The following is a 14,384-nucleotide window of genomic DNA, read 5'->3' as shown; positions in this document are numbered from 1 at the left end:
CAAATTTATGGCTCGTATCGCAGGTATAAACATTCCACAGAATAAGCTTGTTCACATAGGTTTAACTTATATCTATGGAATTGGTGATAAATTCTCTCAGCAAATTTGTTCATCCTTAGAAATTCCAAGAGCTAAAAGAGTAAACGAATTAACAGATGAAGAGATTTTAAAAATTAGAGAATACATTGATCAAAACTTTAAAGTAGAAGGTGATTTAAGGAGAGATTATTCATTAAGTATTAAAAGATTAATTGATTTGGCTTGTTACAGGGGAACAAGACATAGAAAAAAATTACCTGTTAGAGGTCAAAGAACCAGATGTAATGCTAGAACAAGAAAAGGAAAAGCAATTGCGATTGCTGGAAAAAAATTAACACCAACTAAAAAATAGTAATGGCTAAAACTGATAAAGTTGAAAATAAAGATCAGAAGGTAGAAAAATCTACTAAGAAAAATGTAAAAAGCTCTTATTCAAAAAAAAAGAAAGTTAAAAAAAACATTTTAAATGGAATTGCTTATGTGCAATCAACATTTAATAATACAATCATCTCAATTGCAGATACTAATGGAAATGTAATTTCATGGGCATCTGCTGGACAAAAAGGGTTTAAGGGGTCGAGAAAATCGACACCTTATGCTGCACAGATAGCAGCTGATTCTGCAGCTTCGAAAGCGCTTGAGTACGGAATGAAAACTTTATCTGTTGAAGTTAAAGGTCCTGGATCAGGAAGAGAAACAGCTTTAAGAGCGCTACAAGCAAGGGGATTTAAGATTTTGTCAATAAAAGATACTACACCTATGCCCCATAATGGAACTAGACCACCAAAGAAAAGGAGAGTTTAATGGAAGTCGAAAATGTTAATGTAAAAAATTGGAAGTCATTAATCAAGCCATCTAAATTAGATGTACAAATAAGTGATGACTTAACTCATGCAAAAATTATAGCAGAGCCTTTAGAAAAAGGTTATGGTTTAACTTTAGGAAATTCTTTGAGAAGAATTTTGTTATCATCTATAAGAGGTGCCGCTGTAACATCTATTCAAATTGACGGAGTCTTACATGAGTTCACTTCAATAAAAGGTGTCAGAGAAGATGTTACTGATATCGTATTAAACGTAAAGTCTTTAGCTCTTAAATGTGATTCAGAAGGTACAAAAAAATTAATTTTAGATGCAAAAGGACCTGGAGAAATTAAAGCTTCAGATATATCTCCAGTTGCAGATGTTGAGATTTTAAATCCTGATTTAGTTATTTGTAATTTAGATGAAAATACTACTTTTCATATGGAGATGAATGTTAACACAGGTAAAGGATATGTTCCTGCAGAGCTAAATAAACCTGAGGAGCCACCATTAGGTCTTATAGCTATTGATTCACTTTATAGTCCAGTTAAAAAAGTTTCTTATTCAGTAAGTACTGCTAGAGAAGGCAAAGCATTAGATTATGATAAGTTAATTATGGAAGTTGAAACTAATGGATCAATTTCTGCTGAAGACGCAGTAGCTTATTCAGCAAGAATTTTTCAAGATCAACTTAAAATGTTTGTGAACTTTGATGAGCCAGTTGAAGCTCCTATAAAAGAAGTTTCTACTGAACCTGAATTTAACAAAAACTTATTAAGAAAAGTGGATGAGTTAGAGTTATCAGTTAGATCAATGAACTGCTTGAAAAATGATAATATTATTTATATTGGTGACCTGGTTCAAAAATCTGAGGGTGAAATGTTGCGTACACCTAATTTTGGTAGAAAATCATTAAATGAAATTAAAGAAGTTTTAACAGGCATGTCTTTATATTTAGGAATGGAAATACCTAACTGGCCACCAGACAACATTGCTGAAATGTCTAAGAAATTGGAGGAAGCAATTTAATGAGACATGGTTTGGCAAATAAGAAGTTGAATAGAACATCAGAGCACAGAAAAGCTCTACTTAAGAATATGCTGAATTCTTTGATTAAGTACGAACAGATTAAAACTACTTTGCCAAAAGCTAAATTTCTTAAACCACAAGCAGATAAAATAATAACATTAGGTAAAAAAGAAACTTTACAGACAACTAAAATGTTAGTTTCTAAACTACAAGACATTAAATCAGCTAATAAAGTTAAAAAAACACTTTCTAAAAGATATCAGAATAGAAAAGGTGGTTACACAAGAATAATTAAAGCTGGGTTTAGATATGGAGATAACGCTCCAATGGCAATAATTGAATTTGTTGATAGAGACGTTGAAGCCAAGAGAGTTGATAAACCAAAAAAAGACATAACTAAAGAGTCTCCTAAAACGGAAGAGAAAAAACAAGCTACAGCTTAAGTCTTAAATTATGAAGAAATCTTACATCGTTGATTCAACGTGTAATGATATGCGTTTGGATAGATGGTTAAGATTAAAAATTGGAAAAATTCCACAAGGACTTGTTGAAAAATATATTAGAACAGGAAAAATAAAATTAAATAGAAAGAAAGTTAAAAGCTCATTTAAAATAAAAACTAAAGATGAAATAAATATATTTAACATTGAATTTAAAGAAACAATTCAACAAAAAAAAATTAAGTTTTTACCATCAAAAGAAATTGTAAAATCAAATGAAGATCAAATTATTGACAACACTGACAATTTTGTTGTTATAAACAAAGCATCTGGCATATCAGTACAAGGTGGAACCAAATCAAAAAAAAATTTAGTTGATATTTTTGCCAAAAGTGAAATTTTTGAGGGAACAAAACCATATTCTGTTCATAGATTGGACAAAGATACCTCTGGAGTTTTTATTATGGCAAAAAACAGAGAGAGCGCTCAATTGTTTACTTCTTTATTTAGACTAAGAAAAGTACACAAAACATATTTAGCAATCTGTCAAGGAGAAATTAATAAAAAATCTGGCGTATGGAATGATGATTTAATTAGGTACGATGGTGAAAAAAAAATAATTGAAAAAGCAAAAACAATTTTCAAAGTTATTGATAAAAATTCTGAAGCAAGTTTATTAGAACTAAAACCTATTACTGGTCGAAAACACCAGTTAAGAAAACAATTGTATTCAATTGGCAATCCTATTTTTGGAGATACAAAATATAAATTATCAAATTCTAATAAAGGAGTTAATAAATATTTAATGTTACATTCATATCAAATAAAATTTAAAATTAATGACATAAAACATACTTATTCAGCACTGTTACCTGATTATTTTAAAAATCTTTTAAAATCAAAAAGACTTAGATTTTCAAATTTGAAATAAAATTTTTTATTAATATGTTACTTAGATTTGAGTAATCCTGATCTAAAATATTTTTTAAATTAGTTACGCCTTTATCTGAAATACCACATGGTATAATTTTTTTATAATTTTCTAGATCATTATTTATATTTATTGCAAAACCATGATAAGCAATCCATTTGCTAACTCTAATTCCTATTGCAGCAATTTTTTTTACCTGATTATTATATTTATGCCATATGCCGATATTATCTTTATCTGGAAAAGTTTCTATTCTATAAAATTTTAAAGTTTGAATTATTGTTTTTTCGATAATCGTTATAAATTTTCTGATATCTTTTTTTTTTCTTAAATCTAAAACAAAATAACAAATTAATTGACCTGGCCCATGGTAAGTAATTTTACCACCTCTATTCGTTTCTAATATTTTAATCGATTTATCAACAATCTCATTTTTTTTATAGGAAGTTCCTGCAGTAAAAACTTCATTATGCTCTAAAGTCCAAATTAATTCTCGATCATTATTTTCATATAAATCCTTTAATCTTGACTCTAGTATATTTATAGCATCAAAATAATTTACTGGTTTTATTGACTTTTTGATCTCTATGTCCATTTATAATTTGTATTATCTTTATTATGTATTAATAGTGCAAATCTAATTATAGGTAGATTTATGTCTTTAACTAAAAAAACTAAAGATAAAAAAGTAAATTTTGAGTTTAATAAAGAATATATAAGAGTTGTTACTAGCAAAATAGCTAACAATGACGCTCAATTTATTACCAATTCATTTAATGAAATGCACCCTGCTGATGCAGCAGATATTATAGAACACCTTAGCGAAGGGGATAGAGAAAGTTTAATTAAACTAAATAATTTCAATATTGATCCAGAGGTTTTTGTTGAATTAAATGAATCTATTCAATCAGAAATTATTACGTATTTATCCTCAGAGTCTATAGTAAGTATTCTAAAAGGTTTAGAATCAGACGATGCTATATCTATATTAGAAAATGTTCCTGAAGAGGATAAAAATATAATTCTTAGCTCATTACCTCCTAAAGATAGATTTGCTTTATTAGAAAGCTTAAGCTATCCAGAGGACACTGCTGCTAGACTTATGCAGCGTGAATTTACAGCTATACCAAGTAATTGGTCTGTAGGTCAGACAATTGACTATTTAAGAGAAAACAAAGATTTACCTGAAGAGTTTTTAGAAATTTTTATTGTTAATCAGGATTTTAAACCAATAGGTACTGTTCCTTCATCTAGAGTTCTAACAACACCACGAGATACTAAAATGGCAACAATTATGTCAGAATCTCAATTATTAATTCCGGTTGAAATGGATAAAGAGGAAGTTGCTAACTTATTTGAAAATTATAATTTGAATTCAGCCGCTGTTGTAGACAAAAATAATAAATTAGTTGGTATGATTATGAACGATGACGTTTTAACAGTCTTGAAAGAGGAAGCTGAGGAAGATGCTTTAAGATTAGCAGGGGTAGGAGATGAAGAAATTACTGATGGTATTGTAAAAAAAACAAAAAGAAGATTCAATTGGCTTTTGCTTAATTTATTTACTGCCTTTCTAGCCACATGGTGCATTAGTTTATTTGGAGCAACAATTGAACAAATGGTAGTATTAGCTTTCTTAATGCCTATTGTAGCTTCAATGGGTGGAAATGCTGGAATGCAAACACTTGCAGTTACAGTAAGAACCATAGCTACAAATGATTTAACTCCAAATAATTTTTCATCAAATGTATTTAAAGAATTTTCTATTGGTATTTTAAATGGAATTATATTTGCAGTTATAAGTGCTTTAATTGTTCAGATATGGTTTCAAGATGGTATCCTTTCACTGATTATAGCAATATCTATGGTACTTACAATGATCATCGCTGGATTATTTGGTATATTAGTTCCTTTTAGTCTAAAAAAAATGAATATTGACCCAGCGATTGCATCAAGTGTTTTTGTGACAACAATTACAGACGTAATCGGTTTTGTTTCTTTTTTAGGTGTTGGAGCGTATTTTTTGTAATTAAATATTATCAATCAATCTGACATTATTTAAATAATAAGCAATAAATAATCTTGAATTATTTGTTTTTTTTGAAACTTTTAAGTTTTTTATATTTCTTAATTCTAAATAATCTATTTTAATTTTATAATTTTTTTTTAATTTTATTTTTTGATGATTTAAAAAGTCTAAAATATTTTTTTCCTTTTTTAAATTTTTTTTAATATTTACTAATTTTAGGTAAATACTTGCTGCAACTTTTAAATTTAATTTATTTAAAAGAAAATTTCTAGATGACAATGCTACATTGTTTGAATCGCGAATAGTTTTACAAGAAATAATTTTTATTTTATATTTTTTCTCTAATCGTTTTTTAACCAAGTATAATTGTTGAAAATCTTTTTCTCCCATAAATATCTTTTTTGGATTAACAATTTTTGTAAGTCTTTCCATGACATCCAAAACACCCTCAAAATGACCTTTTCTATATTTAGCACAAAGTATAGTGTCTTTTTTACTTAGTTTAATTTGAGATTTATTTTTATCACTATATATATCTTTGAATCTTGGAAGATAGACAAAATCAACTTTTTTTGTTTTTTTTAAAATTTTAAGATCATTATTAATATCTCTAGGATAAGATTTTAAATCTTTTTTATTATTAAACTGCTTTGGATTAACAAAAATACTAACGATTGTTGTTCTACAGAGTCTCTTTGACTTGTTTATAAGTGATAAATGGCCTTTGTGTACACCTCCCATAGTAGGAACAAAACCCAAGTCATTATATGGCCTTAATGATTTAAATAATGAAGTATTGTCTAATAAAATTTTCATTTGTATTAAAATATTTAATAAGTAAAACATTTAAATGATTAAACAAGCAATTATTCCTTTAGCTGGTTTAGGTACAAGGTTACTGCCTTTAACTAGTGTTTTTGCTAAAGAGTTATTACCTATAAACGGAAAGCCTGGAATTGAATATATTCTAGATGAATGTGTTGACGCAGGAATTAAAGAAATAGTTTTTATAATATCAACTAAGAAGCAAATGATTAAAAAATATTTCTATAGCGATAATTTTTATAAAAATATTATTAAAAAAAAGAAGGATCAAAGAATAATCAATGAATATAAAAAAATATTGAAATATAAAAAAAAAATAAAATTTGTTTATCAAAATATTCCTAAAGGTACAGGAGATGCTGTACTTAAAACACAAAAATTTATCAAAAATAAATATTTTTTAATGTTATTACCTGATGATTTAATAATAAAAAAAAATTGTTCAAAAGCCATGATTAAAGTTCATAATAAATATAAAGCTTCTGTCATGGCATCTATGAAAGTAAATAAAAAAAATGTTTCAAGGTGGGGAATTTATAAATTAAATAAGAAATTAAATAAGAGAAATTATATAATTAATGGTGTTGTAGAAAAACCATCTATCAAAGATGCACCATCAAATAATGCAGTTATAGGAAGATATATATTACCTCGTAAAATTTTTAAGAAACTTAAATCATTAAAACCAGGCAATGGAACTGAAATTCATATAACAGATGCAATCCAACAATTAATAAATGATAATGAGAAATTTGTAGCTCATAATTTTGAGGGAAAATATCTTGATTGTGGAACAATGAAAGGTTACATCAATTCATCTAAAGTAATAGGTAAATTATGAAATTATGCATGATTGGCACAGGTTATGTAGGTTTGGTTAGTGGTGTTTGTTTTGCTGACTTAGGTAATGATGTTATATGTGTCGATAAAGATGATACTAAAATTAATAATTTAAAAAAAGGTATAATCCCAATTTATGAACCAGGTTTAGAAGAATTAGTTTTAAAAAATTATAAAAATAAAAGACTTAATTTTTCAACAAATTTAAAAGAAGCAGTTAAAAACTCAGATATAATTTTTATATGCGTCGGAACTCCAACAAAAAAAAATAGTAATAGTGCGGATTTAAGTCAAGTTTATTCAGTATCAAAGGAAATATCAAAATCAATAAATAAATTTAAAATTATAATAAACAAATCCACAGTTCCCGTAACTACAGGTGATGAGGTGGAGAAGATTATTTCTAAAAAAGTAAAAAGTAAGTATTTTTCAGTAGTTTCAAATCCAGAATTTTTAAGAGAAGGAGAAGCAATTAGAGATTTTATTTATCCTGATAGAATCGTTGTCGGAAGCAATGATAAAAAATCTGAGAAAATATTAAAAAATTTGTATTCTCCGTTAATTTCTAAAGGTGCAAAGTTTGTATCTACTAATAGAAGAGCTGCAGAATTGATTAAATATGCTTCAAACGCTTTCTTGGCAACAAAAATTACATTTATTAACGAAATTGCAAATCTATGTGAAAAAACAGGCATTGATGTCGAAGATATTGCTATAGGTATTGGTCTTGATAAAAGAATTGGAAGTAGATTTTTAAGAGCAGGTCCTGCTTATGGTGGATCTTGTTTTCCAAAAGATACTAAAGCAATTGTTTCTACTGCAGATAAATTTAAGACCAATTTATCTGTCATAAAAAGTGTTATTAAATCAAATGAAATCAGATCAGATATATTACAGAAAAGAGTTAATTTAATATTGAAAAATAAAATTAAAAATAAAAAAATAGCCTTTTTGGGAGTAACATTCAAAGCTAACACCGATGATATGAGAGACTCCTCTAGTTTGAAATTAATTCCTTATTTATCTAATAGGGGTGCAAAAATTAAATACTTTGATCCAACTGGTTCAAAAAAGGAATTTAATAAATTAAATAATGTTAAATTTTCAAAATCAATACAAAGTTCTATTGAAGGTTCAGATTTAATCATTATTCATACAGAATGGAATGATTTTAAATCAATTAATTTTAGAAGATATTCTAAAAATAAAAATCTCATTGTTTACGATATGAGAAATATTTTTTCTCCTAATAAAATCAAGAAAATGGGTTTTAAATACTTTGGTATTGGAAGATAGAATTAATTTAATTCAAAAATTGCATCTACCTCAACTGATACTCCAAGTGGCAAACTATTTGTGCTTACTGCAGCTCTTGTGTGCATTCCAGCATCACCAAATATTTTAGAAATTAAATCGGAAGCACCATTAATTACTTTTGGTTGTTCAACAAAATCTTTAGTCGAATTAACAAAACCTGTTAACTTTACACATGATTTAATTTTAGATAGATCACCACCACATGCTACTTTTGCCTGAGCAACAATTCCTAATCCACATCTTTTAGCAGCATCATAACCTTGTTCTGTTGATAATTCTTTACCAATTTTACCTTTTATTAGTTCACCATTTTCTCCTATTGAGATTTGACCAGATATAAATAAAAGATTACCTGTAATTTTTGTAGCAACATAAGAACCTACTGGTAGCTTAGCTTCAGGAAGTTTTATTTTAAGTTCATCTATTTTTTTTTGAAAACTCATAAACTAATTTTATTTTTTTACTTTATTTTTAACATTATCAATAAGTTTTTTTGCACCCTCAGTTAATTGCTCTGTTTTTTCAGCAGAACCTTCTTTTATCTTTTGATTTGTTTTGTTTGCAGCATTTTTTATATTTTTAGCGGTGCAAGTGATATATTCTTTTGACAGCTTTTTCATTCCAGAGCAATCATTTATTTCAGCTGATACCAATATGGTATTTAATAAATAAATTACAATGATAACTAATATTTTTTTCAATTTTTTTTCTTACCCTTAGTTTTTTTATTCTTATCGTATTCTATTCTTTTCTCAATGAGGATTAATGCTTCCTCCATTGTCATTTCTATTGGGTCTTTTTCTTCAGGTATTGTTGCGTTTAATGATTTATATTTTATGTATGGACCATATTGACCCTTCATGATTCGAATTGGTTTTTTATCTTCAGGGTGTTCTCCTAAATCTTTAATAATTGATGATGACATTCTTCCTGGTTTTGCTTCAGCTATAAGAGTAATAGCTCTATTTAATCCTATTGAAAAAATTTCAACGACGTTTTCTATCCTTGCTGACTTATTCTCACATTTTAAATAAGGACCAAATCTGCCTGTGTTTAAAATAATTTCTTTTTGATTATCTGGATTAATACCCAGTGATGTAGGAAGTGAGCATAAAAATTTAGCTTTTTCTAAATCTATACTTTCTAATTCAATTCCTTTTGGAATTGATACATTTTTTAATAGTTCATTCACCTCACTTTTCTTTTTTTTTGTTTTTTTTTTCTTTTTAGTTTTTTCTTCTTCAATACTTTTCTCAACAACCTTCTCATATTGAAGATAAGGACCAAATCTTCCATTTTTTAGAAAAATATCATTTCCATTTTCGTGCTTTCCAAGAAATTTTGGTTCAGCTAGTTGTGATTGAGCAGCCGCTTTAGCTTTTGATAGTGGTCTTGTAAATTTACATTCTGGATAGTTTGAACATCCAATAAAAGCACCTCCTCTAAAACTATTTTTTAAACTCAGTGAACCAGTGCTGCATAACTGACATTTTCTTACTATCTTTCCTTCTTTATCAGTGTCAAATATTAATGCTCCCAGACTTTCATTTAAAAGATCTAAAACCTCTCTAGTTCTTTTTCCTTTTACTTCTGAAACATTGCTATTAAAATCTTTCCAAAACATTTCTAAGACTTTTAACCAGCTTTCTTTTCCAGAAGTTATTTCATCTAGCTGATCCTCTAGTCCAGCTGTAAAGTTATAATCTACATACTTTGAAAATAGTTTTTCTAAAAACGCAGAAATTAATTTACCTCTGTCGGTTGGGAAAAATCTTTTATTAACTATTTCTGCATAACCTCTATTTGCTATTGTTGAAATTATACTTGCATAAGTTGAAGGCCTTCCAATTCCTAACTCCTCTAATTTTTTAACCAAACTCGCCTCAGAGTAACGTGGGGGAGGTTGGGTAAAATGTTGTTCATCAATAAGAGCTTCTATATTTATTGGTCCTTTTGACATTTCAGGTAAAATTTGCTCATCATCATCTTTGCTTTGATTTGAATAAACTTTTAAAAATCCATCAAATTTCAAAACTGATCCGCTTGATTTACATACAGTTTTACTATCTTCAGATTCAATTGTTATTGTATTTCTGTCAAATTTTGCTGTTTCCATTTGAGACGATAGAGCTCTAGACCATATTAAAGAATATAATTTTTGCTGATCAGAACTTAAATAATTTTTAACAGAATCTGGGTTTTTATTAATATCAGTTGGTCTTATTGCTTCATGAGCTTCCTGAGCGTTTTTTGCTTTTTTTCCTGAGTAATTATTTGGATTTTCTGGCAAGTATTCGTTACCATATTCTTTTTTAATAAAATTTCTAAAATCACTGACAGCATCATCAGATAAATTAGTTCCATCTGTTCTCATATAAGTAATTAACCCAATTGTATCTCCTTCAATTTCTATTCCTTGATAAAGTTTTTGTGCTATTTGCATTGTTCTTGAAGCACCAAACCCCAATCTACTTGACGCAACTTGCTGAAGTGTTGAAGTAGTAAATGGTCCTGAGGGATTTCTGTTAACAATTTTTGAGGAAATATCAGTTATGTTAAATTTTTTGGTCTTAATATTAGAAATTGCCTTTTCAATATCTTCTTTATTTTTAAATGAGAATTTTTCAATTTTTTCTCCATCAAGAAGAGAAATACTTGCTGTAATTTTGCTTTTTTTTTTATCCTGAAAATTAATACTTAATGTCCAGAACTCTTCAGGTTTGAATAATTCAATTTCATGCTCTCTTTCAGTGATCAATTTCAGTGCAACAGATTGAACTCTACCTGCTGATTTTGAACCAGGTAGTTTTGTCCAAAGTATTGGTGATATATTAAATCCCACCAAATAATCTAGTGCTCTTCTAGCCATGTATGCATCGACTAATAAGGGCTCTATCTGTCTTGGATTTTCAATACCATGTGTGACAGCTTTTTTTGTTATTTCGTTAAATACAACACGTTCAATTTCTTTGTCTTTTAAAAGTTTTTTTTCATCTAAATATTCTTTTACATGCCATGCTATTGCTTCACCCTCACGATCTGGGTCAGTAGCAAGAATAATTTTTGAAGAATCTTTTGCAGCATCAGTAATCTCTTTTAAATATTTTTTTGAAAAGCTGTCAACTTCCCATTCCATTTTAAAATTTTGATTAGGATCAACTGATCCATTTTTTGAAGGAAGATCTCTAATATGACCATAGCTAGCTAAAACGGTATAGTTATCACCTAAATATTTATTAATTGTTTTCGCTTTAGCAGGGCTTTCAACTATGACTAGATTCATAAAATAACAAACTACTCAAAAGAGTTTGATAGTCAAATTAATAAATTTTTGTCTTAGTTTCTTCTTTATTTTTCAGGCGTTTAATATTTTCTCTGTGGGTAAAAAATATTAAAATAAACATTATTACGTAAAAAAATACATTTTCCAAACCCTCCAAAATTAAAATATAAACCGGTATAGAAAGTGATCCTATCAAGGAAGCTAAAGATGAATATTTAGAAATAAAAAAAATTATTAACCAACAAATACCGAATACTAAACCAAAAATAATATTTAAAGAAAAAAGTATCCCAACATATGTGGCTATACCTTTGCCACCTTTAAATTTTAACCATACTGGAAAAACATGACCTATAAAAGCACATAAAGCTGATATATATACTGCATCAGGGAAATTATTTTTTACGTATAAAACAGGTATTACTGCTTTTAACACATCAAGTGTTAGTGTTGAATAACCAATTAATTTATTACCAGTTCTTAAAGCGTTCGTTGCGCCAATATTACCAGAACCGATTTCTCTAATATCTTTTTTTAAAAATATTTTAGTTAAAATTAATCCAAAAGGAATTGATCCCATTAGGTATGAAATTATACCTATTATAAAAAGTTCCATTTTTATATTTTAAATAATTCTTTACCTTTTACAAATGTATTGGTTACTTTTCCTTGAAGTTTCTTATCTTCAATTGAAGTATTTTTAGATTTAGAGATTAAATTCTCTTTTTTTACAATCCATGGTTTATTGATATCAACTATACAAAAATCTGCATCATTACCAATAGATAGGTTTCCTTTATTTATATTTAATATTTTTGCTGGATTAGAGGTTAAAGCTTGAATTATAGTTTCAAGTTTTACAGTTCCATTATGAAATAATTCTAAACTTAAAGATAACAATGTTTCAATACCAGATGCACCTGTTGCAGCTTGAGCAAAAGTTAATCTTTTTGATTCTTCATCTTCAGGTTTATGGTCAGAAACAATTACATCAATAGTTTTATCTTTTAATCCCTGAACTAAAGCTTCTCGATCTTCTTCTCTTCTCAGTGGAGGTGATAATTTTAAAAATGTTCTAAAATCTCCAATATCATTTTCATTTAATGAGAGATTATTTATTGATACACCGCAAGAAAATTTAACATTTTGTTTACGTTCCTTAATTATATCTACAGATTTTCCTGCTGAAAGTTGAGATATATGATATCGACATTTAGTTTTTTCTAAGAGAGTAAGGTCTCTTTCTATTATAATTCTTTCAGCAATATCTGGTATGCTTGATAAACCTAGTTTTGTTGCAATAATACCAGAATTAATCATTCCATTTTTAGCTAAATCGTAATCTTCAGCATGTTGCATTATAAGACATCCCAAATCTTTGGCTGAATTCATAATTCTAGACATAAGTCTAGTATTTTGAATTGTTTTAACTCCATCAGTAAATGCTATAATTCCTTTTTTAGCTAGCAACCCAAATTCAGTCATATTGGTACCATCAGTGTTTTGAGTTAATGAAGCACAAGGAAAGATATTTATTTTAGACTTATCACGTCCTCTTCTTTTTAAAAAATCTACAATTGATACATTATCTATAATTGGGTCTGTATTAGGCATGGTTACAACCGAAGTTACTCCACCAGATAATGCAGCATTACTCAAAGTTCTAAAATTTTCTTTATATTCATATCCTGGCTCACCTACAAAAACTCTCATATCTACTATCCCAGGAAATATATATTTACCCTTTAAGTCAGTTGGTTTTTCTCTAGTTGGTAAATTATTTGTATTTACCTTTTTCCCTATAGCCTCTATCTTTCCGTCTTCTCCAATTATTAATCCACCATTTTCGTTTATAGAGTTATGAGGATCTATAATATTTGAATTTATAAAGTATTGTTTTTTCATTTATTCACAAAATATTTTTAAACATGCCATTCTTACAGCAACACCTAATTCAACTTGTTCCTTAATTACACTTTTATTAATGTCGTCTGCTAATCTTGTATCAATTTCTATTCCTCTATTCATTGGACCAGGATGCATAATTAGAGCATCTGCTTTTGCATGATCAAGTTTGTCAGGGGTTAATCCATAATATTCGTAGTACTCTCTATTTGATGAAAGATATGAACTGGTCATCCTTTCATTTTGCAATCTAAGCATCATCACAATATCACAATCTTTGAGACCTTTTTTCATATCTGTAAAAGTGTCTACACCAAATTTTTCAATTTCTTTTGGCATCAGATTTGATGGTGCAACAATATTAACTTCAGCTCCTAACATTGTCAGAAGGTAAATATTAGATCTAGCTACTCTCGAGTGAAGGATATCTCCACATATTGCTATTTTTAACCCTTGAATTTTTTTTTTTCGATTTCTAATTGTTAATGCATCTAATAATGCTTGGGTAGGGTGCTCACGTCTACCATCGCCAGCATTTAATACAACACAATTAACTTTTTGTGATAATAGATTACAAGCACCAGAGTCTTGATGTCTTATTACAATTATATCTGGATGCATTGCATTTAAAGTCATTGCTGTATCAATCAAAGTTTCACCTTTTTTAATTGCAGAGTTACCCATATTCATTGACATAACATCTGCGCCAAGTCTTTTTCCAGCAAGTTCAAATGAACTTTGAGTTCTAGTCGATGGCTCAAAGAATAAGTTTATTTGTGTTTTGCCTCTTAACACATCGATTTTTTTATTTTTACTCTGGTTTAATTTTATGAAAGCTTCTGACTCATCTAGAATATAATTAATATCATTAACTGATAAATCTTGGATACCTAACAGATGTTTTTGTGAGATTTTAATAGCGTTATTGGTTCTAGTTGCCATT

At 28.2% G+C, this 14,384-nt stretch carries 16 protein-coding genes; 8 read left to right on the top strand and 8 right to left on the bottom strand.

Annotated features, from left to right (window positions below; genetic code table 11):
- Positions 1-7: 7 nt before the first annotated feature.
- The 5 genes from rpsM to ACTT9L_RS02480 are packed head-to-tail and all read left to right on the top strand — an operon-like array spanning position 8 to position 3,242.
- The gene (gene rpsM / locus ACTT9L_RS02500; RefSeq protein ID WP_023853721.1) at positions 8-391 is read left to right on the top strand and encodes a 30S ribosomal protein S13; all 384 of its coding nucleotides are present in this window, start codon (positions 8-10) and stop codon (positions 389-391) included.
- Positions 392-393: 2 nt separating this feature from the next.
- Positions 394-843 carry a 30S ribosomal protein S11 gene (rpsK, locus tag ACTT9L_RS02495; RefSeq protein ID WP_440927783.1) on the top strand — a complete coding sequence of 150 codons (450 nt, stop codon included), beginning with the start codon at positions 394-396 and terminating at the stop codon, positions 841-843.
- Positions 843-1,871: a DNA-directed RNA polymerase subunit alpha gene (locus ACTT9L_RS02490; RefSeq protein WP_440927782.1), complete on the top strand. Its 1,029-nt coding sequence runs from the start codon at positions 843-845 to the stop codon at positions 1,869-1,871. The genes rpsK and ACTT9L_RS02490 overlap by 1 nt, the downstream gene beginning before the upstream one ends.
- The gene (gene rplQ / locus ACTT9L_RS02485) at positions 1,871-2,314 is read left to right on the top strand and encodes a 50S ribosomal protein L17 (protein ID WP_440927781.1); all 444 of its coding nucleotides are present in this window, start codon (positions 1,871-1,873) and stop codon (positions 2,312-2,314) included. The genes ACTT9L_RS02490 and rplQ overlap by 1 nt, the downstream gene beginning before the upstream one ends.
- A 10-nt stretch (positions 2,315-2,324) precedes the next feature.
- Entirely contained in the window at positions 2,325-3,242 is a 918-nt protein-coding gene (locus tag ACTT9L_RS02480) for an RluA family pseudouridine synthase (protein WP_440927780.1), read from the top strand.
- Here the strand turns inward: ACTT9L_RS02480 and lipB are convergent.
- Entirely contained in the window at positions 3,220-3,837 is a 618-nt protein-coding gene (gene lipB / locus ACTT9L_RS02475) for a lipoyl(octanoyl) transferase LipB (protein ID WP_440927779.1), read from the bottom strand. The genes ACTT9L_RS02480 and lipB overlap by 23 nt on opposite strands.
- Positions 3,838-3,897: 60 nt before the next feature.
- Between lipB and mgtE the strand changes: the two genes are divergently transcribed.
- Positions 3,898-5,271 (top strand): magnesium transporter, encoded by a 1,374-nt coding sequence (gene mgtE, locus ACTT9L_RS02470; RefSeq protein ID WP_440927778.1) that lies wholly within the window; start codon positions 3,898-3,900, stop codon positions 5,269-5,271.
- Here mgtE and panC read toward each other — a convergent pair whose 3' ends face one another.
- Complete coding sequence (panC, locus tag ACTT9L_RS02465; RefSeq protein WP_440927777.1) at positions 5,272-6,117, bottom strand: pantoate--beta-alanine ligase; 846 nt, start codon at positions 6,115-6,117, stop codon at positions 5,272-5,274. It lies immediately after the preceding gene.
- Positions 6,118-6,121: 4 nt separating this feature from the next.
- Between panC and ACTT9L_RS02460 the strand changes: the two genes are divergently transcribed.
- Both ACTT9L_RS02460 and ACTT9L_RS02455 read left to right on the top strand, forming a co-directional pair.
- Positions 6,122-6,937 (top strand): sugar phosphate nucleotidyltransferase, encoded by an 816-nt coding sequence (locus ACTT9L_RS02460; protein ID WP_440927776.1) that lies wholly within the window; start codon positions 6,122-6,124, stop codon positions 6,935-6,937.
- Complete coding sequence (locus ACTT9L_RS02455) at positions 6,934-8,232, top strand: UDP-glucose dehydrogenase family protein (RefSeq protein WP_440927775.1); 1,299 nt, start codon at positions 6,934-6,936, stop codon at positions 8,230-8,232. Before ACTT9L_RS02460 ends, ACTT9L_RS02455 begins: the two co-directional genes overlap by 4 nt.
- A gap of 2 nt (positions 8,233-8,234) precedes the next feature.
- Here the strand turns inward: ACTT9L_RS02455 and ACTT9L_RS02450 are convergent, their stop codons facing one another.
- From ACTT9L_RS02450 to ACTT9L_RS02425, 6 genes are read right to left on the bottom strand one after another with little or no spacing between them, the layout of a single operon-like run.
- Complete coding sequence (locus ACTT9L_RS02450; protein WP_440927774.1) at positions 8,235-8,696, bottom strand: RidA family protein; 462 nt, start codon at positions 8,694-8,696, stop codon at positions 8,235-8,237.
- A 9-nt stretch (positions 8,697-8,705) separates the two neighbouring features.
- Positions 8,706-8,954, bottom strand: coding sequence for a hypothetical protein (locus tag ACTT9L_RS02445; protein ID WP_440927773.1), 249 nt, complete (start codon positions 8,952-8,954; stop codon positions 8,706-8,708).
- Positions 8,951-11,536 carry a type I DNA topoisomerase gene (gene topA, locus ACTT9L_RS02440; RefSeq protein ID WP_440927772.1) on the bottom strand — a complete coding sequence of 862 codons (2,586 nt, stop codon included), beginning with the start codon at positions 11,534-11,536 and terminating at the stop codon, positions 8,951-8,953. The genes ACTT9L_RS02445 and topA overlap by 4 nt, the downstream gene beginning before the upstream one ends.
- Positions 11,537-11,573: 37 nt before the next feature.
- The gene (gene plsY, locus ACTT9L_RS02435; RefSeq protein WP_440927771.1) at positions 11,574-12,152 is read right to left on the bottom strand and encodes a glycerol-3-phosphate 1-O-acyltransferase PlsY; all 579 of its coding nucleotides are present in this window, start codon (positions 12,150-12,152) and stop codon (positions 11,574-11,576) included.
- A 2-nt stretch (positions 12,153-12,154) separates the two neighbouring features.
- Positions 12,155-13,441, bottom strand: a complete 1,287-nt coding sequence (gene pyrC, locus ACTT9L_RS02430; RefSeq protein ID WP_440927770.1) for a dihydroorotase — start codon at positions 13,439-13,441, stop codon at positions 12,155-12,157.
- Complete coding sequence (locus ACTT9L_RS02425) at positions 13,442-14,383, bottom strand: aspartate carbamoyltransferase catalytic subunit (RefSeq protein ID WP_440927769.1); 942 nt, start codon at positions 14,381-14,383, stop codon at positions 13,442-13,444. It lies immediately after the preceding gene.
- Between the last annotated feature and the right edge of the window lies 1 nt (position 14,384).

The sequence above is a fragment of the Candidatus Pelagibacter sp. genome, assembly GCF_052049675.1.
In the GTDB taxonomy this organism is placed as follows: Bacteria; Pseudomonadota; Alphaproteobacteria; order Pelagibacterales; family Pelagibacteraceae; genus Pelagibacter.
This window is presented reverse-complemented; position numbering and strand designations above follow the sequence as displayed.